This is a genomic window from Halomonas sp. OfavH-34-E (assembly GCF_024124525.1).
Lineage (GTDB): Bacteria > Pseudomonadota > Gammaproteobacteria > Pseudomonadales > Halomonadaceae > Halomonas > Halomonas litopenaei.
This window is the reverse complement of the sequence record NZ_JAMXRY010000009.1, coordinates 1-25,455: the sequence shown is the minus strand read 5'-3', so window position 1 is coordinate 25,455 and position 25,455 is coordinate 1. Positions and strand designations below refer to the sequence as shown.

The following is a 25,455-nucleotide window of genomic DNA, read 5'->3' as shown; positions in this document are numbered from 1 at the left end:
GCGCCGCCAGGAGATTGCCATGAAGACGATATTGATCACCGGGTCCACCGATGGGATTGGCCTTGCCACCGCCAGCGAGCTGGCGCGCCAGGGCCATCGCGTCATCCTGCATGGACGCAACCCGGACAAGCTCGCGGCGGCCCGTGAACAGCTGGCAGCGATCTCGCAAGGCGAGGTGCCCGCAGGGCATGTCGCCGACCTGTCACGCCTGGCCGAAGCGGCGGCGCTGGCGGCGGAGGTCGAGCAGAGCGACGAGCGCATCGATGTGCTGATCAACAACGCCGGGGTCTACCGTACCCCGGACACCCGTACCGCAGACGGCCTCGATGTGCGATTTGCGGTCAATACCCTGGCGCCCTATGTGCTGGCCCGTCGCCTGGCGGCTTTGCTCGGAGACAAGGGGCGGGTGGTCAATCTGGCTTCTGCCGCCCAGGCGCCGGTTTCGCTGGCGGCGCTTGCCGGCACTGCCGACGCCGACGGTGACTTCGACGCCTACGCCCAGAGCAAGCTGGCGCTGATCATGTGGACCCGCGACCTGGCCGCCAGGTCCAGTGCCGGTGATCCCATGGTAGTGGCGGTCAATCCCGGCTCCTTGCTGGCCAGCAAGATGGTCAAGGAAGGCTTTGGCGTGGCCGGAAACGACCTGTCCATCGGCGTCGACATCCTGGTAAGGGCAGCATTGTCCGAGGAGTTCGGCAACGCCGGCGGCCAGTACTACGACAACGATGGCAAGGGCTTCTCGTCACCGCATGCCCACGCCATGGACGATGGCCGATGCCGTCGCCTGGTCGAGGCCATGGAAGAGGTGCTGGAGCACTGCCTGGGCTAGGCCTTGGTTGTTTGGCCCCATTGCACAAGATAAAGCCCCCGCTCACCGTGAAGGCGAGCGGGGGCTTTTGGTTGCCTGCTGTTCAAGGCTCGTTAGGTGGTCTGAAATTCGCCGCTGGAGGTGGTCGCTTTCTCGGTGGACGACGTCGTGCGCCAGATGGCGATATTGGCGTAGCCGTAGAACAGCGAGATGGCGATGACCAGCATGTGATACCAGAGGAAGGGCAGGTAGGCCATGGTGGATACGCCGAGGGTGGTGGCCATGAACACGCCGCCATCGGTCCAGGGCACCATCGGGGTGGTCACGGTGCCACCGGCTTCGGCGTTGCGCGACAGCACCCGACGATCGATGCCCTGGTCGTCGTAGTTCTTCTCGGTGATGGTGCTGGCGGTGATCAGCGAGACGTAGGCGGCGCCCCCGAAGAAGTTGCCGAAGAAGCCACCGAGCATGGTCGACAGGGTCAGCCGGCCCGGGTTGTTGGCCCAGCGCAGGAAGCCGTTGCTGATTGCCTTGAGGATGCCGACCCGGTCCATCAGGCCACCGAGGCCCAGGGCGAAAAGGATCAGTGCCACCACGCCGAGCATCGACTGGATGCCGCCGCGATTGAGCAGTGTATTGAGGAATTCCACATCGGAGGCCATGGCGTTGCCGTCATAGGCGATGCGAATGGCATCGACCGGAGACACGTCCTGGGCCCACCAGGCGCAGATGCTGCCCAGCACGGCGCCGAAGGTGATTACCGGGATGGCGGGGAATCGGCGCGTCAGCAGGCCGATCACGATCACCGCCGGCAGCAACAGCCAGGGGCTGATGGTGAAGTGGGTCTCCAGCGCCTGCATGGCGACGGTGGCACGGGAGGTGTCGACGTCGCCGTCGATAAAGAAGAAGCCGACCACCAGAAACAGCACGCCGGCGATCAGGATTGCCGGTGCACTGACCAGCATCATCGAGCGGATATGGTCGATCAGGTTTACCTTGCACAGCGAGGCGGTCATCACGGTGGTATCGGACAGCGGCGACATCTTGTCGCCGACGTAGGCACCGGAGATCACCGCGCCGGCGACCAGCGGCAGCGGGATGCCGAAGCTGTGGCCGATGCCCATCATGGCGACACCGGCGGTGCCTGCGGTACCGAAGGAGGTACCAGTGGCCAGCGAGGTGAGGGCACAGATGATGAAGGCGGCGAACAGGAAGATCTGCGGGTCCATCACCGTCAGACCGTAGTAGATGATGCTCGGCACGATGCCACCGGCGATCCAGGTGCCGATCAGGGCGCCGACGGTGGTCAGCACCAGTACGGCTTCCATGCCGTTGTGAATGCCGTTGATCAGTCCTTCCTGCATGCTGGCGTAGCGGATCTTGAGCCTGACGCCCAGCGCCATGACCAGAAACCAGGAGGCGAACAGGGCAAGCTGGATGGGCAGGCCAAGGACATTGATGCTCAAGAACATGATGGCGATGAAGCCGATCATGACGGCCAGAACCTCGGCCATGCCGGGCAGGCGGATGGGGGTGGAAGACGACGTCATGGGATCTCCTTTGGTGTTGTTGTGGGTTCTGCGGTGCAGGGGCTGAGCGGTCATGCTCAGAAGCGCTCGAGCCGATAGGGCGACAGTGGCGGGAGTGGCGATAGTGGCGGGAGTGACACCGGGCCGGATCCGGTCGCTGGGCCCTTCCGCCCCGTCGCCAGGCGGGCGACAAGCTGTGCCGTCACAGCGGCCTGGGTCAGTCCCAGATGGTGGTGCCCGAAGGCCAGCAGCACGCGGCCGTCCCGGGCGCTGTCGATGATCGGCAGCGAATCGGGAAGGGAAGGGCGAAAGCCCATCCAGGGCTTGGCATCGGTGGCGTCCAGGTCGTGCTCGAACAGACCCTGGCTCAGGCGGTGGAGCTGCCAGGCGCGGGCCATGTTGGGGGGGCGCTTGAGGCCGGCGAATTCGACAGTGCCGGCCAGGCGCAGGCCGTCACTCATCGGCGTCATGATGAAGCGGCGCTCCAGCGAGGTGACCGCCACTGGCAATCGGTGCCGCTCTGCCGGCAGCATCAGGTGATAGCCACGCTCGGTATCCAGTGGCACCCGGCGACCGCTGAGGTCTGCGGCCAGGCGGGCCGAGTGGGCGCCGCAGGCCAGCAGTACCCGTTCACAGTCCAGCGCCCCCGAATCGGTCTGGAGGCTGACGCCCTGGCCATGGACACGGGCAGTGCGTACCTCCGCCGTGGCGAAGGTAACGCCTTCCTGGCGGGCGGCGTCGACCAGGGCAGCGGTGATGGCGGCGGGGTCGACCACATGAGCGGTGGCGGGGAAGAATAGGCCACCACGGAGCTTGGCCGAGAGGGACGGCGCGAGCTCGCGTATGGCGTCACCCGACCAGGATTCGAGGGCTACCCCCTGGGCCGACATGGCGGCGGCCAGGTGGTCGATCCGAGGCTTTGACTGGTCCTGCTCATAGACCAGCAGCGAGCCGTCCTCCTTCATCAGATGGCGGCCATCGATCGATTCGAGCAGCTTGCGCCAGGCGTCCAGGCTGGCCTCGTTGAGGGCACGAATCCCGGCCACGCTGTTGGCGTAGGGGGCAGAGCGCAGGTTCAGCAATAGACGAGTGAACCAGGGCAGGGCGCGGGGCAGGTAGCGCCAGTCCAGTCGCAGCGGCCCCATCGGATCACGCAGCATGGCGGGAAGCTGCGTCAGGATCGAGGCGTCGGCGATGGGAAAGACCTGCTCGGTGGCCATATGCCCGGCGTTGCCGTATGACGCCCCCATGCCGGGAGCCTGACGATCCAGTACCTGCACCGAAAAGCCCTGGCGGCGCAGCTCGAGTGCGCAGGCGAGGCCGATGACGCCAGCACCGATCACGGTAATGCGCGTGTCGCCGGGTTGGCGGTCTTGTCGCGAGCCGGGTGAACCCATGGTTTGCCTCTGCAGCGTTTGTCTTTGTCGATTGTATAAAATATAAGATAGGTGCCCTTTCGGATCAATAGCGGCGATATTCAACGTTGGCGTTATCCGCTGGGCGGTCTGCATGGGCGACGCATTGTGGAGGAGCGCATGAACGACGCGCTGGGGCCGTAGCGCAAAGGAATGCGCCGTGTTGGGGGCGCCGAGAAAGCCGCGCCGGGTTCGGAGCGCCGAGAAAGTCGTGCTGGGTTCGGAGCGCAAAGGAATGCGCCGTGTTTGGGGCGCAGAAAACGTGTGAAGGGGATGGAGCGTCAGGACGGTGCGTTCAGGGCAGGGCCTTGAACAAGCCAGCGCAGGAGGAAACGTTGATGACAGGCGGCTGGCGACGACGGGGGCGATAACGCCACTGGCAGGCCAAGGGCGACGACAGCGAAAGCGGGCAGCCCATCCGCGGATGTCCAGGGGGCTATGGCGTTGACGCCAGGGTTCTAGCGAGTCGGCGCCCGCAAGGCGCCGACAGGGTAAGCACAAGGGGAGGGATGGCGCTTCAGTCGGCGTCGCCGCGCTGGGCGCGTTCTTCGAGCAGGGTCACGATGCCTTCACAGGCTTCCTGAATATGGCGCTGGAGCAATTCGCAGGCCTCGTCGGCCTTGCCCTGACGGGCGAAGTCGAGCAGCCCATGGTGTTCGCGCTCGGCCTTTTCGATCTCCTGGGTGTAGAGCAGTTGCATGCGGATGTAGCGATCCGACTTGGTGTTGAGTTGACTGATCAACGCCAGGGTTTCGGGCAACCTGGCCGGTGCATAGAGGGCCTGGTGGAAGGCGAAATTGTACTCGCTCCAGTTGTCGATCTCGCCGCCGCTGTTCAGGGCATCGTCGTACTTCTCGAGGATGCGCTCTGCCTTGAGCAGGTCGTCTTCCGTCAACTCGCTGATGGCATGGCGCAGGACGTAGGTCTCGAGCAATACTCGCAGGTCGAACAGTTCGCGAATCTTGGCGACCGACAGTTCGGTGGTAAAGGCACCGCGGTGGGCATGGAACTCGACCAGCCCTTCGGACTCCAGGGTCAGCAGGGCTTCGCGCACGGGAATACGGCTGACGTCATAGTCCTTTGCCAGGGCATCCTGGCGCAGCTGGGTTCCCCCCTGGAACTCTCCGCCCAGGATACGCCTGCGCAGGTCATCCGCGACGAACTGTGCGCGTGTCTTGAAAGTCGCCATAGCCTCTCTCTGCCCATCGGATGTTATTGCACACTGTATACAAACCGCGATGAATGTCCATGGGCAGGCGGCGGCCCCAGGGGCCGCCGCCTGGGCAAGGGACCTGATTCAGGCCTCGCGCTTGCCGTCGATGAGGCGGCCAAGGGCCCAGGGGTTGTCGTCGCGCAGTGCCTGGGGCAACAGCGATTCGGGCAGATCCTGATAGCACACCGGGCGCAGGAAGCGCTGGATCGCGGCGCTGCCCACCGAGGTGGTACGGGCATCGGAGGTGGCGGGGAAGGGGCCACCATGCACCATGGCATGGCATACCTCGACCCCGGTTGGCCAGCCGTTGACCAGGATACGTCCGGTCCGACGTTCGAGGGTCGAAAGCAGGCCGCGGGCCGTCTCGGTATCGCCGTCGTCCATCTGCAGGGTGGCGGTCAGCTGGCCCTCGAGGCCTTCGGCCAGCGCCTTGACCTCACTTATGTCGGCACACTCCAGCACCAGGGACGTCGAACCGAATACCTCGGCCTGTAGTGCTTCGTCGCCGAGAAAGTCACTGGCCGTGGCCACGAACAGACCCGCCTGACACTGATTGACACCTTCGCCTTGCGGCCCACGTGCGATTTCTCGGACCTTGTCGCTGTCGCCAAGGGTCTCTACGCCCTGGGTGTAGGCGTCATGGATACCCGGGGTCAGCATGGTCTGGGCGCCCGCAGCCTTGACGGCGTCGGCGGCCGACTCGATGAAGGCGTCCAGGGCCTCGCCCTTGACCGCGATCACCAGCCCCGGGTTGGTGCAGAACTGTCCGGCACCCATGGTCAGTGAGCCGACAAAGGCCTCGCCGAGGTCCTTGCCGCGGGCCTTGAGTGCCTCGGGCAGCAGGAACACCGGGTTGATCGAGCTCATCTCTGCGTAGAAGGGGATGGGGTCCGGTCGGCGCTGGGCGCTTTGCCACAGGGCCATGCCGCCAGAGCGAGAGCCGGTGAAGCCGGCTGCCTTGATGCGGTGGTCCTCGACCAGCGCCTGGCCTACCACGCGGCCGGAGCCGAAGATCAGCGAAAACACGCCTTCGGGCAGCTCGCACCGGGCCACCGCCCGTTGTACTGCGCGGCCGACCAGCTCCGACGTGCCGGGGTGGGCCGAGTGAGCCTTGACCACCACCGGGCAGCCAGCGGCCAGGGCCGAAGCGGTGTCGCCGCCGGCCACCGAGAAGGCCAGCGGAAAGTTGCTGGCACCGAACACCGCGACAGGCCCCAGGGCGATCTGACGCTGACGCAGGTCGGCACGGGGCATGGGCTGGCGTTGTGGCTGGGCAGGGTCGATGCGAACGTCGAGCCATTCGCCCGCGCGTACGGTGTCGGCAAACAGTCTGAGTTGTCCGCAGGTGCGTCCGCGCTCTCCGGCAAGGCGGGCCTGGGGCAGGCCGGTTTCCTGCATGGCGCGCTCGATCAGCGCATCGCCGAGTGCCTCGATTTCCGATGCGATGGTCTCGAGAAAACGGGCGCGTGTCTCGAGCGTGGTTTCGCGGTAGTCATCGAAGGCGGCCTCTGCCAGGGCGCAGGCGCGCTCCACCTCGGCCTGGCTGCCGCCCGGGTAGGCCGGCTCCAGGCGCTTGCCGGTGGCGGGGTCGATGGCGTGGATCGGCGCCTGGCTGCCAGTCACGGCGTCCTGTCCGATCAGCATCTTGCCTTCCAGTGTCATTTGACTCTCCTGTCGAGGGGGAAGTGCGGGAAGCAGCATGGGCGAAAGGGGTGTTGTGCCAACGCCCCTGTCGCCCATGCCGAACACAACAGGAGGCTCGGCGTCGAGCGAGCCTCCCCGGTGGTTTCAGGACATGTCGGGCTTCAGGACAGGTCGAGCGAGGCTGACCAGCCGGCGTACCAGGTACGGAAGAGGTCGTACTGGGTCTCGACGTAGCGACGCTGGGCATCACTGAGGGCGTCGCTCTCGTTGAAGTGCAGGCGATACTCTTCGTCACCGTTGAGCACCATCAGGTGCTTGTAGTAGAGCACCAGGTCGGCACCTTCATCGAAGGAGGACAGCACCCCCAGGGCCTGCTCGAGTTCCTGGGCCCGGCGGCGGGCCTCGACATCGCCCTTGGCAGCCTTCTTGCTGAGGGCCACCAGCCTCAGCACCTCGTGGGGCAGAGCATTACCGATGCCGGTGATGGCGCCGGTGGCGCCGCAGTTGACGAAGCCATGGAAGACGGTGGTGTCGACGCCGACCATCAGGGTGACCTGATCATCCTGGGAGGTGATGTGCTCGGCGGCGTAGCGCAGGTCATCGGCGCCACCGAATTCCTTGAAGCCGATCAGGTTGGGATGCTGGCGACGCAATTCGAAGAACAGGTCGGCGCGGGTGGCAAAGCCATAGTAGGGGCTGTTGTAGATGACCGCTGGAAGGTCCGGCGCGGCGTCCAGGATCGCGGCGAAGTGTGCCTTCTGGGCGGTCACCGAGGTGCCGCGAGACAGCACCCGGGGAATCACCATGAGGCCATGGGCGCCGACCTTGGCGGCGTGGGCAGCGTGGGATACCGCTTCGCGGGAATTGACCGCGCCGGTGCCGACGATGGTGGGGATGCCGGCTTCCACCAGGCGGGCGACGCCTTCCTGGCGCTGGGCCTCGGTCAGCAGCGGCCAGTCGCCCATGGAGCCACAGTAGACCACGCCGCTCATGCCGGCCTCGATCAGTTCACGGCCCTTGGCGACCAGGGCGTCGAAGTCGGGCTGGCGGTCCTTGGTGCAAGGGGTCATCAGGGCGGGGATGCAGCCGGTAAAGATATTGTCGTTCATGTCGGGTCCTTGAGTGGGACGATGTCACGGGGTCAGGGAGGCGCCGCCCTTCTTGGGCAGCCGCCGGTGGGTAAAAACGTCAATGGCCGTCGTCGGGTACTGGGGTGCCAGCCGCTGGGGCTTCAGCCGCCGATGCCCCAGGCGAAGGGGTCTTGCTCGTCGATCAGCAGGGTGCTGTCGGCGCTCATGAAGGCGCGTCCGGTGATGCTGGGGCGGATCTGATCGCCCTGCCATTCATAGCTCGCCTCGAACAGGCCGCCGCAGACGCTGGCCTGGCGCCAGCGTTCGCCGGGAGCGAGCTTGCCGTCGGCGGCCAGGCACGCCAGCTTGGCGCTGGTGCCGGTACCGCAGGGGGATCTGTCGTAGGCCTTGCCGGGGCACAGCACGAAGTTGCGGCTGTCGGCCTCGTCGTCATCGGCGAACAGCTCGATATGGTCGATTTCGCCACCGTCATCGCCGGTGAAGCCCTGGCCTGCAAGCGCCTGACGAATGGCCCAGGTATAGCCGGTCAAGGTCTCCACATTGTCCAGGGCGATGCGCTGGCCATGGTCGCTGACCAGAAAGAACCAGTTGCCGCCCCAGGCAATGTCGCCATGGACCATGCCGTGGCCGGGCACTTCCACCGCGACCTGCCGGCGGTAGCGGTAGGAGGGGACGTTGCGTACGGTCACGGCACCGTCGGCATGCAAGGTCGCCTCGACCTGGCCCACCGGCGTGTCGATGCGGTGGTCGCCGGGGCTGAGGTGGCCCAGGTGATGCAGCGAGGCGACCAGGCCGATGGTGCCGTGGCCGCACATGCCCAGGTAGCCGGCGTTGTTGAAGAAGATCACCCCGCAGGTTGCGTCCGGAGATACCGGCTCACAGTAGAGTGCGCCGACCAGCACGTCGTGGCCGCGGGGCTCCAGCATCACCGCGCGGCGCCAGTGGTCGTGTCGGTCGCGCAGACAGTCGCGTTTCTCGGCCATGGTGGCGCCGGCAAGCGTCGGAAAGCCGTCCATGACCAGGCGCGTGGGCTCGCCGGCGCTGTGGGAATCGATGACGTGTACGCGTTGCATGGAGTACCCCGGTTTGTTGTCGGTTGTGGTGATCGACGATCATCTGGGCGTCGTTGATCAGGTTTTATATTTTATACAATCTTCAAGAGGCGTTGTGAAGTCATCAAAGAGGATTCTTCGCGGGTGCGGGGGCTGGCGCGAGCAGGAAGAGCGGCAGGCACAGGAAAGACCGGGAGGCCGACGCAGAAGGACAAAGGCAGGGTACGAAGGGCGAGCAGCAGGCACAGCAAAGACCGGGAGGCCGGCGCGGAAGGACAGCGGTGGGGTACGAAGGGCGAGCCGCAGGCACAAAAAAGGCGAGGGTCAGGGCCCTCGCCAAGTCGTCAAAAGGAGGGGGCTGGTGTCATTGAGCGGTGATCACGCTCATCACCAGGTTGCCGTCGACCTTGACCGGGCCGTCTTCGCTGGCGCCCAGGGTGTATTCGAAGATGCCGGTCTGCATGCCGCCGTCCTCGCCGTGGAGCATCAGCATCAGATGTTCGCCGCTGCTGACCTCTTCGGTCAGGATGGCCGCGATGTCGGTGTTCTCACCGGCCTTGAGCGGGGCGTGACCGACAACGCGCCCTGGTTTGTGGCTTTCGTCGGTACGGTGGACGACCAGCCAACCGTTGTTCTCGGCGACGATGCGATCGGCGGTGACGGTGCCGCTCTCCACCGACTGATCTTCGGCCCAGACGCCGAGATGGCCGGCTTCGTCCATCTCTCCATGGTGGGCGGCCTGGGCGCCGGTGGCCAGGGAGGCTGCGCCGACGAGGAGGGCTGAGGTGATGAGGGTACGTGCTGCCAATGGCTTGAACATGGTGATGGTCTCCTGGTGTTGCTGATTGGCTTGCCGAAGGTGCTCCACGACAGGATGGCTGCCGAGTTGATAACAGCTACGTGCCGATGCCACCGAGGGTTTCATATCATCGAAAAAAATTGTTGTGCCCTGACGCCAAGGCGAGAGCCGACGTCCAGATAAAAAAGGCCACTCGAACGAGTGGCCAAGCAGGGAAGTCGTGGTGCGGGGCGTACGCCTCGAGGGTGTCGAAACCCACGCCCGCCACGATGACCCCGCCATCGGCCATTGCCGGTGGCGGGGTCATCGACTAGCTACGCAGGGAAGGCGAAAAGGTTTCAGTGAGGGCTGAAATTCTCAGAGACGCTGGCCGCCGCTGGGCTCGGTGGGGTACAGGTAGCCGTGGATAGCGGGGCCGGTAGGCTGGCCGGTGGGCGAGCCACCCGGAGGCTCGACGCTGATGCCAAAGGTGGCATGCTTCAGCAATTCAGGTTCGTAGTCGCGCAGGGCGGCCTGGTCGAGGCTCAGGTCATCGTCGAGTACACCGACGGACCGGGGAGCGGAGCCCAGATCATCATGCTTGATCCAAAGCTGATAGGAGCGGTCGGGCAGAGGTTCGGCGCTGACCGGGCGGACATGCAGGCGGCGCTGCTCCAGGTTGACGCTGAGCATGAAGGCGGGCTGGCGATCGTCCTGCTGGAACACCGCCACAAAGTTGGACTCACTGGTGGACGGCGACGGCTGTGCCAGCAGCACCGCCGCCAGGATGACCGCCGCGGCGCTGGACAGGCCGGTGGCGGCCTTCCAGAAGGCCAGGCGGCGGTGCAGCGGCGTGACGCTGGCGGTGCTCGGGGGGGCGTCGGATGCCGTATCGCCACGCGCGGCGTCCTCGATGGCCTTGATGCGTTGCTGGATAAGCGGCAACAGGTCCGGGCCCGGGGTGAGGTCCTGGATCTCGTCGGCCAGAGGCGCCAGCCGGCTCTCCCATTCACCGATACGCTGCTCGAGTTCGCTGTCGTGTTGACGCTGGCGGTGCACCCTGTCGCGCTCGTCACGATCCAGGGTGCCCAGCACGAACTCGGCGGCCAGCATGTCCTTGTCGTCGCGGTCGCTCATGATCCCAGGCACCCCTTGAGTTGTTTCAGTGCACGATGCAGCCAGGTCTTGACGGTATTGACCGGCTGGTCGAAGTGGCTTGCCAGTTCGGCCCGCGACCAGCCCTCCAGATAGGCCAGGCGCACCATTTGCTGCCGGCTCTCTTCCAGTTCATCAAGGCACAACGTCAGCTGTGTCGACGTCTCGTCCTGGTGACGCTGATCGTAGGCGGAGGGCGTTTCGGTGACCCAGTTCTCGAGGATACTGTCGCTCTCGGTGGGCCGTGTCGGTGCCTTGCGTAGCTCGTCGATGGCCGCATTGCGGGCGATGGTCACCATCCAGGTGATGGCAGAGGCGCGCTCGCTCTCGAAGCGTCCGGCCTTCTGCCAGATGGTCACGTAGACCTCCTGGATGACATCGTTGGCCCAGGCCTGCTGCTTCAAGATACGTAACACCGTGCCGAAGAGTTTCGCCACGCTGGCCTCGTACAACTCGGCGAAGGCCTCCCGGTCCTTGTCGGCGACTCTGGACAGCAGATGAACCAGCCGCTCCGGGGAGGACAGCGGCGGGGATTCCTGGTGCGCCGGGGGTGGGGCGCGAAAGGCATTGGACATGGCGGCGATCTCTGCGCTGCGGAGTGTTGTTGTCGTGGTGGCAGAAGGGTGACGCTGCCTGACCGGCAAGGTCAAGCAGCCTGTATCGACGGTATCGGGCTGCCGTTTAGACGATGCCAGTGGGGTGGGAAGGTCTGCCTTCAGGCTCGAGCCCGGATAGGCGGGCCTCGCGCACCGGCGTATCCCGGGTGACGTGTCGGGGTTCCGCTGCGGCCGCTGCCACGAGGTGACCCTTGGCCAACAGTGCCTTGAGCTCTTCGGCCGGGACCGGTTTGCTGAACAGGTAGCCCTGGTACTCGTGGCCCTGCAGCTGGCGGATAAAGGCCAGCTGTTCTTCGCTCTCGACACCTTCTGCGATGATATGAAGCCCCAGGCACCTGGCCAGCGAGATCACCGCCTGGACGATGGCCGCGTCCTGTTCACAATCGACCACGCCTTGCATGAAGGTGCGGTCGATCTTCAGACGGTCCACGGGCAGATACTTCAACTGGGTCAAGTTGGAATAGCCGGTGCCGAAATCATCGATGGACAGCAGCACACCCATGTTGCGCAGGGTACTCAGTACTTCCAGGGCGCGATCAGGGTTCTGTACCAGGGTGCTTTCGGTCAGTTCGAGTTCCAGCAGGTGAGGGGGAAGCTCCGATTCGGCAAGCGCAGCCTCGATGGTGGCCACGAAGCCGCGATGATTGAGCTGAATGGCCGAGATGTTGACCGCCACCGGCAATGGCTCGCCGGACTCCTTGAGCCACTCGCTCGAGAACCGGCAGGCGGTGCGTAGCACCCATGCGCCCAGGGGAAGGATCAGGCCACAGTCTTCGGCGACGGGAATGATCTCGTCAGGAGTGACCTGGCCGAGTTCCTCATCGTGCCACCGCAGCAGCGCTTCGACGCCAGAGACCTCACCGCTGTCGACGCGGATCTTCGGTTGATAGGCCAGGCTCAGGCGATCCTCCTCGATGGCCTGGGTCAGGCGTCGCTCGAGGGTACTGCGACGGTCCGCCTCGGAGGTCATGTCCAAGGCGAAGAACTGGAAGTTGTTGCGTCCCTGCTGCTTGGCGCGATACATGGCGGCGTCGGCGTGGACCATCAGGGCGTGCTTGCTGCGCCCGTGGTCGGGGTAAAGGCTGATGCCCAGGCTGGTGGAGACCTTGACCATGCTGTTGCCGATCTGGAAGGGCTTGTCCAGCGAACTGACGATGCGCTGGGCCAGCGCTTCAGCGTCGCCGCGCCTGGCAACCTGATGGGTGACCACCATGAATTCGTCGCCGCCCACCCGGGCGACCAGGTCGCTGTCGCGCACCGCCATCTGCAGGCGTCGGGCCGCGCCCTTGATCAGCTCGTCACCCACATGGTGGCCGAGGCCGTCATTGACCTGCTTGAAGCGGTCCAGGTCGACGAAGAACACCGCGAAGGTATCGATATTGTCCTCGAGCAGTTCATCGAGGTGCTCCTCGAGCTTCAGTCGGTTGGGCAGTTGGGTCAGGACGTCATGATGGACCAGGTCCTTGAGCTCCTGATTGGCCTGCTGTAGCGAACGTGCCAGCTGAGCATTGCGCGAGGACAGATGGGCGTCGTAGATCGACATCATCAACGCTGCCAGCATGATACAGGTGGCGATCAGCGCCACCACGATGGCCAGCCGGTCGGTGCCGATGCCCGGGGCCGAGGCCGAGTAGCTCAGGGTGCGATAGCTGGTGGCGGCCATGCCGGTGTAGTGCATGCCCGAAATGCCTGCGGCCATGACCAGCGAGGCCAGGCCACGTTGCCACAACGGGGAGCGTCCCCCCACCGGGTTGAGTCGAAAGGCCAGGCTGAGGGCGACCGCCGAGGCTAGCACGGCGATAACCACGGACAGGGCAAACAGGTCCGGTCGGTAGCGCAGGCTGTCTACCGACAGCATGGCCTCCATACCGATGTAGTGCATCAGGCAGACGCCGCTAGCCATGATCAGCGCGCCGACGGCCAGGCGAGGACCGGTGAGGTGGCCTGACTGCACTGTTGCCAGTGCCAAGGCGGAAGCGAGAAGGCTCGCCAGCAGGGACGCCAGGGTAAGGGGGATCCCGTAGGCGAAGTGCGAGTCGGGGTCCATGGCCAGCATGCCGACGAAGTGCATCGACCAGATGCCGGTGCCCATGGCGAAGGCACCGCCGGCAAGCCACAGGTGGCGGGCAAGGCCCTGGCTCGCTCTGACGCGTCCGGCGAGATCCAGGGCAGTGAGCGAAGCGATGGCGGCGATGCCAAGGCTCAGGGCGACCAGTGCCGGGTTGTAGGACGCAAGCGAGTGGTCCATGCAGGTGAGATCCTTGAGAGTAAAGTATTAGTATCGGCCAGGTGTCGCATTCACTTTACCCTCAGCCTTGTGCAGGAGGTGAGGCAATCTCCTGAAAAGCCAGCTTTTCTTAAGTTTCTGACGGAGTCTGGAGGGGGGATCTGTGGGTCGGTGGGGGCGCCGCAGCCCCTGCCGGGTATCCTCGGCGGGACGGGGTAGCAGGAGATAACCGTGCTCCCCGGGAGAAGGCTGCGCTTCTCCCGGGGGACTCAGGGTGTGTACACGCTAGCCATGGGCGGTGCACAGGTACTTGGTCTCGAGGTATTCCTCCATGCCCTCGAGGCCGCCTTCACGACCGAGGCCGGACTGCTTGACGCCACCAAAGGGGACCTGGGGCCCGGTGATATCCATGGTGTTGGTACCGACCATGCCGACTTCCAGACGTTGCTGGTAGCGACGGATGCGCTGCTGGTCCTTGGCATAGACGTAGGCGGCCAGACCGTAGACCGTGTCGTTGGCAGCGGCGATGGCCTCGTCATCGCGGTCGAAGGCGCGCACCGGGGCGAGGGGAGCGAAGGATTCTTCACTGGCGATGCGCATATCATCGGTGAAGTCGGCCACCAGGGTCGGCATAAAGAAACGTGGCCCTGGGGCCTGGTCCTGGCCGCGACCGAGCACGCGCGCCCCCCGGGATCTGGCGTCCTCGACCAGTTCGCGGGCCTTGGCCACCGCGTCGCGGTTGATCAGCGGGCCGATCTCGCTGTCCTCATCGAAGCCGTTGCCCACCGGCATGTCATTCATGCGCTGGGTGAAGCGCTCGATGAAGGTGTCGTAGAGAGAACGGTGGACGAACAGGCGGTTGGCCGCCACGCAGTCCTGTCCGCTGGTCTGGAAGCGGGCGGCGATGGCGCCTTCCACGGCGGCGTCCAGGTCGGCGTCCTCGCAGACGATGAAAGGGGCGTTGCCACCCAGCTCCATGGCGCTGAGCTTGACCGTGTCGGCGGCCTGAGCCAGCAGCGTCCGGCCGACCTCGGTGGAGCCGGTGAACGACAGCGCGCGAACGCGATCGTCGTCACAGACCTTTTCGGAAAAGCGCTTGCCGGGGCAGGTGAGGACATTGAACTCGCCCCGGTTGAGCCCGGCCTGTTCGGCCAGTCTGGCCAGGGCAAGTGCGCAGAAAGGGGTCTGACTTGCTGGATTGACCAGGGTGGTGCAGCCCGCCGCCAGCGCGGCCCCGACCTTGCGGGTAATCATCGCCAGCGGGAAGTTCCAGGGGGTAATGATGGCCACCACGCCGACCGGCTGGCGCAGCGTGCCAAGCGAGATGTCGGGGTCATCCGAGGCCAGGGTATCACCGGCGATGCGTCGCGCCTGGCCGGCAAACCAGCGCAGGAAGCTGGCGGCGTAATCGACCTCGCCGCGGGCCTCGGCCAGGGGCTTGCCCTGCTCCAGGGTCATCAGGCGGGCCAGCGCCTCGGCGTTGTCCTGCATCGCCTGGTACCAGGCCATCAGCGCGTCGGCGCGCTCCAGGGCGGGGGTGTCACGCCAGCGCTCGAAGGCCTGACTGGCGGCGTCGATGGCCTCGCCCAACTGGTCCTCGGTCAGCTGGGGCACCTTGCCGATGGTCTTTTCGGTGGCCGGGTCTTCGACCTCCCGGGTCTTGCCGTCACTGGCCTCGACCCAACGTCCGCCAAGATAGGCATGGTCTGTCATCAGCTGGTTCTCAGGGGTGTGCATAGGGGCAATCTCCTGAAGAAGTTCCGTTTCCGACCTCCCCAAACTACGCTGCAACGAGCATGTCCTCAAGCCGGGCTCGGAGTGGTAGGGTGGGGACGAATCGACACCGGACGTCCCTGTGGATCCCCCGCAGGGGCGATGACAGGAGGTCCCATGAACGTTCGCAGTGAAGGCGTGGTGATCGTAGGTGGTGGTGCCGGCGGCCTCGAGCTTGCCATCCGGCTGGCCAAGGCAGGCCACAAGGACGTATTGCTGATCGACCGTAGTACCACCCATGTGTGGAAACCGCGGTTGCATGAGCTTGCCGCCGGTTTTCGGCGTGGCGAGGTCGATGAGCTGGACTACGCAGGGCTCGCCGAGCACTGGGGGTTCGGCTTCGAGCGCGGTGAACTCGCGGACATCGATCCCGAGGCGTGTACCCTGACCCTGGCCGAGTGGCGCGAAGACGACGGTCGGGTGAGGGTGCCCGGTCGCTGCATCGGTTACCAGGCGGTGGTGCTGGCGATTGGCGGGGTGACCCCGGACATGGGCGTGGAGGGCGTGCTCGAGCATGCGCTGATGCTCGACAGCGAGGCCGACGCCGAGCGACTCTTCGAGCGCTTCTCGACGGGTCTGCTGGCACATCGCGCCGGGCAGCGCAGTGATCCCTTCCATATCGCCATCGTCGGTTCAGGGGCTACCGGGGTGGAACTGGCGGGACTGCTGGCCACCGAGGCGCGGGCCTCGAGTGTGGCCCCACGAGAGTGCCAGCCCAGGGTCAAGGTGACCCTGCTGGAGGCGACCGATACCTTCATGCCGGGCATGGAGGATGAGGTGCGCCAGTCCATCCGCAAGCGCCTTTTGAATGTCGGCATCGACATCCATACCGAACAACAGGTCAGTCGCGTCGATCGCGACCGTCTGATCACCGATGGCGGCGACGAGTTTCCGGCGGACCTGACCATCTGGGCGGCCGGTCGCGTGGGGCCGCCGGTGGCCGATTCGATCGACGCGCTGGCGACCAACAAGAAGCGCCAGTGGCGGGTGAAGCCGACCCTGCAGAGTGTCGACAGTGATCACGTCTTTGCGCTGGGCGACTGCTCGGTTATCGACGACGAGCCCGCACCGCCCACCGCCCAGGCGGCCAGCGAGCAGGCAGAACATCTGGCCAAGGAGTTGCCGCGTTTTCTCGCGGGGGAAACGCCGGCGCCCTTCGTCTACGAGGACAAGGGTACCCTGCTGTCGCTGGGTGAGGCCGGCAGCGTCGGCGAAGTGAAAGGCTGGTTCGCCGACGACGTCCAGTTGCGCGGGCGACTCGCGCGGGCGGCCTACCAGGGACTGCAGCGCCAGCACCAGTTCATCCTGCTGGGGCCACTCAAGGGTACCGCCGAGGCGCTGAGCGACGTCCTCGGCCGCTCGGTCGGGCCACGCCTGAAGATCCACTGACCACGCGTTGCGTGCGCAGGCGGCCGCCACGCCCCTGGCAAAGCGTCGGCGGCCGCTCGACTCAGCTCGGATCGATGGTCAACAGAAGGCGCGTCTCCCCTGCCTGCTGCGCCGGGCTGCGGTGTACCAGTCCGCGGCCCTCGTTGCCGCTCCAGCCGTCTCCCTTCAACAGTGCCAGGTCGCCGGTGCCCAGCCGCTGAATGGCATGGGCCTGACGAAGCGTCTCGGGCTTGTCCGGCGAGGGTGCGCCGAGCCCGGCGCGATTGACCGCAGACTCGGGCAGCCATTCGCTGCCCGGCCCCCGATAGCTGGTGACCAGTCGTACCGGCAACTTGTCGCAGTGAAAGCGTGGACACATGGCGCTGTCCAGCAGGCGTAACCGTACCCCCAGAGTGTCGGTGTCGAACAGCATCGCCATGGCCTGGGTCAACAGCACCACGTCGTCTACCAGGGGGCAGGCTTGCTCCGGGGCGGGCATGCTGCGCCGGAGTTCGCGCTTCATGGCGACGTCGGGAAGTCCCAGCCACTGAAAGCTCCAGCGACGCTTGGTATCGCACTGTGCCTGGATGCTGTGTTCCAGGCTGGGGGACAGCGCGCGCTGCATCACCGCGATGGTGATGCCTTGCTCGAAGATGCGCGGCAGGATCGAGGCATCGATACCCTGGGCCCAGTGGACACTTGGCTGCGCCTCGCAAGACGCGCTCGAGGCGTCTCCGTCGACGCAGGTGGACAGTGAGCTCGACAGCGACATCTTGGCGTCTCCATGGGATGTGTTTACAATGTTATAACGTAACATTTAAAACAAGGAAAGCGCCTCGTGCAGAGAGGGGCTTTCCTTTGCGAGCGCACATGGGGAGAACAGGTTCATGAATGATGCCAGGTTGCCGGTCACGGTACTGTCAGGCTTTCTGGGAGCCGGCAAGACCACCTTGCTGAATCACCTTCTGGCCAATCGCCAGGGGCGTCGGGTCGCGGTCATCGTCAATGACATGAGCGAGGTCAATATCGACGCCGCTCTGGTGCGCGGTGGGCCAGGGGCATCAGACGAGCTGGAGGACGGGGTCACGCTGAACCGCGCCGAAGAGCGCCTGGTGGAGATGAGCAACGGCTGTATCTGCTGCACCCTGCGCGAGGACCTGTTGATCGAGGTCCGCAGGCTGGCCGAGGAGGGGCGCTTCGACAGCCTGGTGATCGAATCCACCGGCATCTCTGAACCCCTGCCGGTGGCGGAGACCTTTACCTTCGCCGATGAGGACGGTCAGTGCCTGTCCGAGATCGCCAGACTCGATACCCTGGTCACCGTGGTCGATGGCGCCAATTTTCTGAGCCAGTACTCTGAAGCCCGCTCCCTCAAGGAGGCGGGGGAGTCGCTGGGCGAGGACGATGAGCGCAATGTCGCCGACCTGCTGGTGGACCAGATCGAGTTCTGCGATGTGCTGGCGATCAGCAAGTGCGACCTGATCTCGGCGCAGCAACTGGCGGAGGTCGAGGCGGTACTGCGCGCCCTCAATCCCGAGGCCGACATCGTCCACATGGTCCAGGGCGAGGTGGCGCTGTCGCGGGTGCTGGATACCGGACGCTTCAGCTTCGAGCGGGCCCAGCGGGCGCCGGGCTGGCTCAAGGAGCTGCGCGGTGAGCATGTGCCGGAAACCGAGGAGTACGGTATCTCGAGTTTTGCCTATGAGGCGCGCCGCCCCTTCCACCCGCGCAGGTTTCATGAACTGCTGCATGGCGACTGGTTCGGTGGCACCTTGCTGCGCTCCAAGGGGTTCTTCTGGCTAGCCAGCCGTCCTCAGTTCGCCGGTCAGTGGAGTCAGGCGGGAGGCATCGCTCACCATGGCCTGGCGGGTCGCTTCTGGCGGGCGGTACCCGAGGATCAGTGGCCCGAGGACCCGGAGTATCGCGAGGCGATTCTGGCCAAATGGCAGGAGCCCTTCGGTGATATGCGCCAGGAACTGGTGTTCATCGGCCAGAACCTGGCGGAGCATCGCATTCGTCAGGCGCTGGATGAGTGCCTGCTGAGCGAATCGGAGCTGGCCCTCGGCATGGACGCCTGGGTCGGCTCGGATGACCCTTTTCCAGCCTGGTAAGGCCCGGTGCACGACGCCATTACCGCCAGCCGCTCAGGCCAGCCGATCAGCCAATCAGGCCAGCTAGAGGGCCCACCTGCCGACTGTCGGGAAAGACCTGCTCGGCCAGGGGATCGAGGTCGAGGCCAAGGTGGTCACGCAGCACACCCTTGAGGACGGCGCGGGTGTCCTGGGCGGCGATCAGATCACGGTCGTCACGCAACCGGGCGAGCCCCGGCCACTGGCCGTGGACGCGCCCCCCTCGAATGGCGCCACCGGCCAGCAGGATGCAGCTGGCGGTGCCATGATCGGTGCCACCGGTGCCGTTGACGGCCACCGTGCGGCCAAACTCGGTGATGACCACCACGGCGGTGCGCTGCCAGCGTTCGCCGAGCTTGCCGTGCAGCGCTGCAAGCCCGCTATCCAGCTGTTCAAGCTTGCGTGACAGCACCGCATTCTGGCGAGCGTGGGTGTCCCAGCCGTCGTCCTCCACCATGGCGATCTGGGGGCCATCTGCGGCGGACAGGAACTGCGCTGCCGCCGCCAGGGTGTCCTCCAGCCGGCCACCGCTGTCGACGCCAGTGGGGGCCATCTGTTGCATCGCCAGGGCGCGCTCGAACACCGGGCCCAGTCGGGCATCCTGTCGATAGAGCGCTGCGACCCGCTGGGCCAGTGACGGCTGGGTGGTGCCGTGCGCCGACGGCGACCAGGTGGCGAAGGGGGCCGGCCCACGGATCAACAACGGGCGCGAGGAGGTGAGGCCCAGCCCCTGGGTGTCGCCGAGGCTGCCCACCGCTCGGTTCAGCCAGCCGGTGCGGCTTCCTGTGGGGGTGGCGGTGCCGTTTTCCAGGCACTCCTGGGCGTCGAAGTGCGAGCGTCCCTGATAGGGCAGTCCGCAGGCGTGAACCACGGCGAAGTCGCCGGCCTGGTAGAGACGGTGGCAGAAGGCCAGTGACGGATGCAGCGAAAAGGTCCCGTCCAGTCGTGGTGCAACGACTCCTTCCTGCGATGCCAGGCTACCGCGCAAGCGCTGGTAGGCGGGGTCGCTGTCGCAGGGGACGGCGGCGAGGCCATCGAGGGCACCGCGCAGCAGTACGACGACCAGGCGGCGCTTGCCGAGCGGGGAGTCTGCCGCAGCCAGCGAGGGCCACAGCAGCAGGCTGGTGCCTGCGCCCAGCGCCTTGAGAAACTCGCGTCGGTTGAACATAGCGGATTCCATTGGGTGGTGTCGCGACGGCGCTCAGCGCCACTGAAACTCGGGGCTTGCCAGCACCATGGCCAGCGCCTGGTTGCGGGGCGCCTGACTGAGCGCCACGGCGGTGGCTTCACGCAGGCGAGGGCCCAGGCTCTGCTGGGCCAGCTCCATGGCCTCGCCGCTGGCGTCACCGGCGTGGCGCTGGGCCACCAGCAGTCGCTTGTTCAAGGTGTCGGCACCGATCCAGTCGTTGGCATCATCGCTCCATCCGGCCGGGGCGCCGGCAAGAAAAGGTGGCTGGCCCAGCAGGCGAAGCTGCTGGCCCCAGTCACTGCCATCGGGCGAGGGTGCCTTGCCCAGGGCGCGATAGAGCGCGACGAGATATTCCTGTGGACGGCGAGACTTGAGCGCTTGCGGCTGCCACGCCTGGGGGTGGCTGAACAGGGTGCGAAACAGCGTCGACAGGCGACCGTTCTCGTGCTGGAAGGTGGAGGCCAAGGCCGATACCAGCTCACTGGGTGGGTCGTCGGCGACAAAGTGACGGGCAAGCTTGGTGGCGACAAAGGTTGCGGTGGCCTCCTGGCCGGCCACAAAACGCAGCATGTCACGCCCCTGCCTGGCCCCGCCTGCAGCGAAGCGCCGCCCCAGCAGTTCTCGCTCGCCGCCTTGATGGGCCGCGCCATGAAACAGGCTGCCGTAGGGGCCGAGGGCCGGCGCCTCGGTCGATGGCGGCAGTTCGAGCCGTGTCCGCCATCCGGTGATGGCCCTGGCCAGTTCGATCACGTCCTGCTGTTGATAGGGGCCGTCCACGCCGAGGGTATGCAGCTCCAGGATTTCCCGCGCCAGGTTCTCGTTGAGCCCGAGCCGTCCGGCAGAAGCTCTGGCACTTCTGGCCAGCGGCGAATCGGGGCCCACCGACGCTGCATTGTCGAGATAGAGCAGCATGGCCGGATGCTGCTCGACGCCCAGCAGCATGGCCGAAAAGCTACCCGACACATAGGGCCGGATGGCCTCGCGCTCGAAGGCCCCGGGCAGCAACTGTACGCCGCCGCGGTCGGCGGACACGGTGAAGTGGTTGCTCCAGAACATCACCCAGCGCTCGAGTACCGGAAACGGACTCAGACACTGCTGGCGCCCCCTGGCCTGGATCTCGGCCTGTTTCATCGCGCCAAAACGCTCGAGCAGGGTCGGCAGGCTCTGTGTGGGCTTGTCATTGGCGGCGGCCTCGCTCATGCGTCGACGGGCGGCCGCGTGGTCTCGGCGAAAGCGATCGAAGTGTTCCAGATAGGTGATGGTGGATGGCAGGGCGGCGAGAGGATCGATCAGTGGCGCTCGTTCGGCCTCGTCGATCTGCGCCAGCACCCAGCCCTGGGGGTCCTTGGCGATCTCGGCAAGCTCACCTGGCCCCGCGCCGAGGCCAAAGCGATTGGCGGCGATTTCCGCCTGAACGAGGGTGGTGGTCACAGCTGACGCCTCCTGTTGGCATGGCTGACGAAGCCTGGGGCAGGATGCCGGGGGCCGGCCCTGGGGTGAGGCGCCGGGGATCGCCAACAGTTTGGCCGGTAGGTGGCGGGGGCGTTCAGCCGAGCAGGGGTGGATGATCGAGTAGGCCCAGGTCCGAGGCCAGGGCTACGCTTGCACCGGCCTAAGGCGCACCTTTCGTGCATTTTCGATAGGCGTGTCGCGCCAACGCCAACGCCAACGCCAACGCCTCAGGTCAGGGCCTTCGGTGGGGGTGCAAGCCGTAGGCTTAGGGGGTGTGCAGGGCAATACTCAACAGCACCCGCTTGCCCTTTTCGATTTTCGAGACGCTGTGCTGGTAGAGGTCGGGACGAAACAGGATCACCCGGTCGAACAGGTTGAAGATCACCTTTTCGGTCTCGAACACCCCGCCAGCCTGAGGGGCCTTCAGGATGAGGTTCAGCTTGTAGTAGCGGCCGCCACCCATGGGGTCATTGTGGCGATAGACGCTGTGGCCTTCGGGGTAGGTGACCAGGTTGGCGGTCAGCCGCCCCAGATCCAGCAGGGTTCGATTGGTGACGCTTGCCATGGGGACTCCTTGGAAGGGCGCGGGACGACTCGGTGATGTCGTGGGTGGCCGCCATTCAAACGCATTTTGAGCAATTGCTCAATAACGGGCGGTCGCTCCGTGCAGGCTGGGACCATCAGGACGATGTCTCGGGGGCGAGCCGAGCCGGCTGGCTGGCCGGTAATGAGGGCGAACAGTGGCGTGGCCGAGCCCTGTGGACTGAACTAGGCTGAAACGAGCCGGGGATAATCGTCCTTCGGCTCCCGGGACTGCCGTCGACAGCGACGGCAAGGGGGAAGCATGTCGGGTCAGATGATGTATCGCCTGCCAGTGGAAGCTGCCGAGCGTGTGCACATGCGCCGCTACATCGCTGCACTGGGCGCGTCCAAGGCTCGACAGGATAATCGAGGCTTCTACCACTACGCCGGCATCCATGGCGCCCCGGGGCGCTGGTGCTGGCATCATCAGTTCTCGCCTCGCACCAGCCTTAGCGCCAGGCTGTTTCTGCCCTGGCACCGGGCCTACCTCCATCGTCTGGAGCAGTCGCTGCAGGATATCGATGAAGAGGTCTCGATCCCCTGGTGGGACTGGACCGAAGGCGAGGGCATTCCCGAGGCCTTCGATGTTGCGCTGATCGATGGCGAGGAGAATCCGCTCCACTCCTCGCGCATCCAGCTTTTCCCCCCCCAGGTGCCCGAACCGGTGGACCTGGTCACCGAGCGTGATCCCGACGGCCTGTTGCCGGTGTTTTCCTTTCCGGTGGCCGACGTGAACGGTGATGGCCGGGCGACGCTGGGCGAGATCGCGGCCTTCCTGGTGGAGCGGGTGGACACCTTCGAGCAGTTCAATGACCTGATCGAGACGGTGCATGATCAGCTCCACGTCTATGTCGGTGCGACCATGGCCAGCACCACCTACGCAGCCTATGATCCGATCTTTTATTCTCACCACTGCATGATCGACCGGCTCTGGTCGCTGTGGCAGAAGCGCCACGGCATCACCAACTTTCCCCCGGGACTCGAGGAGATCGTGCTGGAACCCTTCGGCCTGACCGTCGGCGAAGTGCTCAATGTCCAGTCGCTGGGCTACGAGTATGCCCGTTCGGTGGCGGACCTGACCCTGGCCGGCAGCGGTCTGGAGGAGGCCTGATGATCGAGCAACGCTATCGCCTGCCGCGGCTCGACCTGGGCGCGCTTCGCGCCGATGAGTTCGAGGAAGCCTTCGTCGAGCTGTATGGCATCCACCACCTGCGCCCCAGCTACACCGCCTGGCTCTTCTTCAGCGCGCGCCTGCCGGCCAGGGTGACCCCGCAAAGCCGGGGCTATGCCGGCACCTTTGCGCTGTTCGGCCACGCCGAATGCTGGGGTTCGCCAGGACACTGCCATGGCCCGGATGGTCTCAGACGTTTCGATACCCGGCCTTCCCATCCGATGACACCGGCGTTCAAGCGGGTACCGGTGACCCAGGCCCTGAAGCGCCATCTGCACGCTGGCAAGAGCACCCTGGACATCCAGATCTACGCCTATACGCGCGAGGCCTGGCCCGATCGTGGCGACAAGTCACTGGTGTGTTGCAGCGGGGTGCAACTGGTCACCTTGTGATCGAGCGCAGGCGCAGTTTCGGTGTGCGCGGCAGGCTTGATGCTTTCTGGCTTGCCGAGCTGGCTTGCCGAGGCACTGTCCGAAAAGTCGACGAGCGCAGGCACTTTTCAGACAAGCCCTAGGCCTTGGAGGACTGGGCCCATAGATTGACCCCACCATCCACCGCGTAGCGGTCGATGTCGGCCAGCTCCTCGTCGCTGAAGTCGAGGTTGTCCAGGGCCTCGACGCAGTCGCTGACCTGATCGGGGCGGCTGGCGCCGATCAAGGCGCTGGTCACGCGGCCGCCGCGCAGCACCCAGGCAATCGCCATCTGCGCCAGACTCTGGCCACGCCGCTCGGCGATGGCGTTGAGCGCCCTGACACGCTCGAGGTTGTCGTCGGACAGGTGCTGTTCGCGGATCGCACCACCGCGAGCAAGACGGCTGTCGTCAGGCACCCCACCCAGGTACTTGGCGGTCAAAAGGCCCTGGGCCAGTGGCGAGAAGACGATCGAGCCGATGCCTTCATCGTCCAGCACATCGAGCAGCCCGTCGTCCTCGATCCAGCGGTTGATCATCGAGTAGCTGGGCTGGTGGATCAGGCAGGGGGTTCCCAGTTCGCGCAGAAGGCGAGCGGCCTCGCGGGTGCGCTCAGGGCTGTACGACGAGATACCGGCGTAGAGCGCCTTGCCCGAGCGTACTGCCTGGTCCAGCGCGCCCATGGTTTCTTCCAGCGGTGTCTCGGGATCGAAGCGGTGGGAGTAGAAGATGTCGACGTAGTCCAGATCCAGGCGCTTGAGACTCTGGTCGAGGCTCGACAGCAGATACTTGCGGCTGCCCCACTCGCCGTAGGGGCCAGGCCACATGTTATAGCCCGCCTTGGTGGAGATGATCATTTCATCGCGGTGGCCGGCGAAGTCGGTCTTGAGGATGCGCCCGAACATGGACTCGGCGCTGCCAGGCGGCGGGCCATAGTTATTGGCCAGGTCGAAGTGGGTAATGCCGTGATCGAAGGCGGTACGGCAGATCTCGCGAGCGTTGTCTTCATGGGCGTTGTGGCCGAAGTTGTGCCACAGCCCGAGGGACAGGGCGGGCAGCTTGAGGCCACTGCGACCGCAGCGGTGATAGCGCATGCGTTCGTAACGGTCTTCGGCGGGACGATAGCTCATGGTGGTCTCCTGTCAGGGCGCACGGGCGCCGTGGCTGTCGTCTCAGCACTTTAGCTGTGTTTGTCGAGGTATCCAAAAGGGCCGCCCCGAAAAAGCCAGGTGAAGGCGGGCAGCACGCAGGCAAGGGCGCAGTCCGGGCAAGATGGTGAGCGCCTGGAAAGGCGAGCGGGAGAATACTCAGGGGGACTCAGGCGACGGTGAAGCTGCGGGCATGAGAAGCCGTGAGGTAACCCAGGGCGCCATGTGCCAGTTAGTGGGCACATGGCGCCTGGGGCGTGACGCCAGGGGCAGGGGTCAGCCGCCGGCGTTCATGGTCTCCGGCATGGCGGCCAGGGTAGCCTCGTCGGAGAGCAGGTCGTGCAGGGTCTGGGACGCCATCTGGGAGTTGCCGTCCATGACCCCGTCGAGCCATACCAGCGCCTGCTCACGGTTGGCGTTCTCCAGGCCATTGGCGGCCAGGTAGGCCTTGGCCAGCGCCAGCCGCGCGGTCTCGTGGCCCTGACGCGCGGCCTTGAGCAGGTAGTCGGCGCCCTGGCGGGTATCCCGCTCGAGGTTTTCACCGCGCAGGTACTCGCGGCCGAGGCTGGCCTGGGCGCCGGCGTGTCCCTGGTCGGCGGCGCTGGTCAGCAGCTGTTCGCCCCGGCTCGGGTCCTGAGCCAGGCTCTGGTCGCCTCGCACCAGGGCGGTGCCAAGCAGGGCGCGTGCCGACAGGCTGCCGGCGTC

The 25,455-nt window shown here is 65.6% G+C and carries 21 protein-coding genes and 1 pseudogene; 5 read left to right on the top strand and 17 right to left on the bottom strand.

What is annotated here, in order from left to right:
* The first annotated feature begins 19 nt into the window (after positions 1-19).
* The gene (locus NH448_RS05960; protein WP_253028507.1) at positions 20-829 is read left to right on the top strand and encodes an SDR family NAD(P)-dependent oxidoreductase; all 810 of its coding nucleotides are present in this window, start codon (positions 20-22) and stop codon (positions 827-829) included.
* A 92-nt stretch (positions 830-921) separates the two neighbouring features.
* Here the strand turns inward: NH448_RS05960 and nhaC are convergent, their stop codons facing one another.
* From nhaC to NH448_RS05905, 11 genes are all read right to left on the bottom strand, one after another.
* The gene (gene nhaC, locus NH448_RS05955; protein ID WP_045992545.1) at positions 922-2,358 is read right to left on the bottom strand and encodes a Na+/H+ antiporter NhaC; all 1,437 of its coding nucleotides are present in this window, start codon (positions 2,356-2,358) and stop codon (positions 922-924) included.
* A 56-nt stretch (positions 2,359-2,414) separates the two neighbouring features.
* Positions 2,415-3,734 (bottom strand): FAD-dependent oxidoreductase, encoded by a 1,320-nt coding sequence (locus NH448_RS05950; RefSeq protein WP_045992546.1) that lies wholly within the window; start codon positions 3,732-3,734, stop codon positions 2,415-2,417.
* A gap of 535 nt (positions 3,735-4,269) precedes the next feature.
* Positions 4,270-4,941, bottom strand: a complete 672-nt coding sequence (locus NH448_RS05945; RefSeq protein ID WP_045992547.1) for a GntR family transcriptional regulator — start codon at positions 4,939-4,941, stop codon at positions 4,270-4,272.
* A gap of 108 nt (positions 4,942-5,049) precedes the next feature.
* Positions 5,050-6,627, bottom strand: coding sequence for an aldehyde dehydrogenase (NADP(+)) (locus tag NH448_RS05940; RefSeq protein ID WP_253028506.1), 1,578 nt, complete (start codon positions 6,625-6,627; stop codon positions 5,050-5,052).
* A gap of 143 nt (positions 6,628-6,770) precedes the next feature.
* Positions 6,771-7,718 (bottom strand): dihydrodipicolinate synthase family protein, encoded by a 948-nt coding sequence (locus tag NH448_RS05935; protein ID WP_253028505.1) that lies wholly within the window; start codon positions 7,716-7,718, stop codon positions 6,771-6,773.
* 122 nt (positions 7,719-7,840) lie between these two features.
* On the bottom strand, positions 7,841-8,773 hold the full coding sequence (locus tag NH448_RS05930; RefSeq protein WP_222515852.1) for a 4-hydroxyproline epimerase: 933 nt from the start codon (positions 8,771-8,773) through the stop codon (positions 7,841-7,843).
* 343 nt (positions 8,774-9,116) lie between these two features.
* Positions 9,117-9,572: a hypothetical protein gene (locus tag NH448_RS05925; protein WP_213231510.1), complete on the bottom strand. Its 456-nt coding sequence runs from the start codon at positions 9,570-9,572 to the stop codon at positions 9,117-9,119.
* A 336-nt stretch (positions 9,573-9,908) separates the two neighbouring features.
* Positions 9,909-10,667 (bottom strand): anti-sigma factor, encoded by a 759-nt coding sequence (locus tag NH448_RS05920; RefSeq protein ID WP_108133706.1) that lies wholly within the window; start codon positions 10,665-10,667, stop codon positions 9,909-9,911.
* Positions 10,664-11,260, bottom strand: a complete 597-nt coding sequence (locus NH448_RS05915) for a sigma-70 family RNA polymerase sigma factor (RefSeq protein ID WP_253028504.1) — start codon at positions 11,258-11,260, stop codon at positions 10,664-10,666. Before NH448_RS05915 ends, NH448_RS05920 begins: the two co-directional genes overlap by 4 nt.
* Positions 11,261-11,366: 106 nt before the next feature.
* Positions 11,367-13,550 (bottom strand): bifunctional diguanylate cyclase/phosphodiesterase, encoded by a 2,184-nt coding sequence (locus tag NH448_RS05910; protein WP_253028503.1) that lies wholly within the window; start codon positions 13,548-13,550, stop codon positions 11,367-11,369.
* A 264-nt stretch (positions 13,551-13,814) separates the two neighbouring features.
* The gene (locus NH448_RS05905) at positions 13,815-15,266 is read right to left on the bottom strand and encodes an NAD-dependent succinate-semialdehyde dehydrogenase (RefSeq protein WP_253028502.1); all 1,452 of its coding nucleotides are present in this window, start codon (positions 15,264-15,266) and stop codon (positions 13,815-13,817) included.
* A 153-nt stretch (positions 15,267-15,419) separates the two neighbouring features.
* On the opposite strand from NH448_RS05905, the gene NH448_RS05900 reads away from it, so the two are divergent.
* Positions 15,420-16,691, top strand: coding sequence for an FAD-dependent oxidoreductase (locus tag NH448_RS05900; RefSeq protein ID WP_253028501.1), 1,272 nt, complete (start codon positions 15,420-15,422; stop codon positions 16,689-16,691).
* Positions 16,692-16,752: 61 nt separating this feature from the next.
* On the opposite strand, the gene NH448_RS05895 is transcribed toward NH448_RS05900, so the two are convergent.
* Positions 16,753-17,442, bottom strand: coding sequence for a DUF1826 domain-containing protein (locus NH448_RS05895; RefSeq protein ID WP_253028500.1), 690 nt, complete (start codon positions 17,440-17,442; stop codon positions 16,753-16,755).
* Between the two features lie 115 nt (positions 17,443-17,557).
* Here NH448_RS05895 and zigA point away from each other — a divergent pair, with 115 nt between their 5' ends.
* Positions 17,558-18,781, top strand: coding sequence for a zinc metallochaperone GTPase ZigA (gene zigA / locus NH448_RS05890; protein ID WP_253028499.1), 1,224 nt, complete (start codon positions 17,558-17,560; stop codon positions 18,779-18,781).
* 46 nt (positions 18,782-18,827) lie between these two features.
* Here the strand turns inward: zigA and NH448_RS05885 are convergent, their stop codons facing one another.
* The 3 genes from NH448_RS05885 to NH448_RS05875 all read right to left on the bottom strand — a co-directional run bounded on the left by NH448_RS05885 (position 18,828) and on the right by NH448_RS05875 (position 22,005).
* The gene (locus NH448_RS05885) at positions 18,828-19,967 is read right to left on the bottom strand and encodes a DUF1501 domain-containing protein (protein WP_253028498.1); all 1,140 of its coding nucleotides are present in this window, start codon (positions 19,965-19,967) and stop codon (positions 18,828-18,830) included.
* 33 nt (positions 19,968-20,000) lie between these two features.
* A complete protein-coding gene (locus NH448_RS05880; RefSeq protein WP_253028497.1) occupies positions 20,001-21,419 on the bottom strand; it encodes a DUF1800 domain-containing protein in 1,419 nt (472 codons plus the stop codon).
* Between the two features lie 286 nt (positions 21,420-21,705).
* A complete protein-coding gene (locus NH448_RS05875; RefSeq protein WP_045992559.1) occupies positions 21,706-22,005 on the bottom strand; it encodes a hypothetical protein in 300 nt (99 codons plus the stop codon).
* A gap of 279 nt (positions 22,006-22,284) precedes the next feature.
* Here NH448_RS05875 and NH448_RS05870 point away from each other — a divergent pair, with 279 nt between their 5' ends.
* Together NH448_RS05870 and NH448_RS05865 are read left to right on the top strand one after the other, a co-directional pair.
* Positions 22,285-23,133: a tyrosinase family protein gene (locus NH448_RS05870; protein WP_045992560.1), complete on the top strand. Its 849-nt coding sequence runs from the start codon at positions 22,285-22,287 to the stop codon at positions 23,131-23,133.
* On the top strand, positions 23,133-23,585 hold the full coding sequence (locus NH448_RS05865; RefSeq protein ID WP_045992561.1) for a hypothetical protein: 453 nt from the start codon (positions 23,133-23,135) through the stop codon (positions 23,583-23,585). Before NH448_RS05870 ends, NH448_RS05865 begins: the two co-directional genes overlap by 1 nt.
* Before the next feature lie 118 nt (positions 23,586-23,703).
* Here the strand turns inward: NH448_RS05865 and mgrA are convergent, their stop codons facing one another.
* Both mgrA and NH448_RS05855 read right to left on the bottom strand, forming a co-directional pair.
* Entirely contained in the window at positions 23,704-24,732 is a 1,029-nt protein-coding gene (mgrA, locus tag NH448_RS05860) for an L-glyceraldehyde 3-phosphate reductase (protein WP_045992562.1), read from the bottom strand.
* Between the two features lie 294 nt (positions 24,733-25,026).
* Positions 25,027-25,455, bottom strand: a pseudogene (locus NH448_RS05855) (sel1 repeat family protein); the annotation flags it as partial.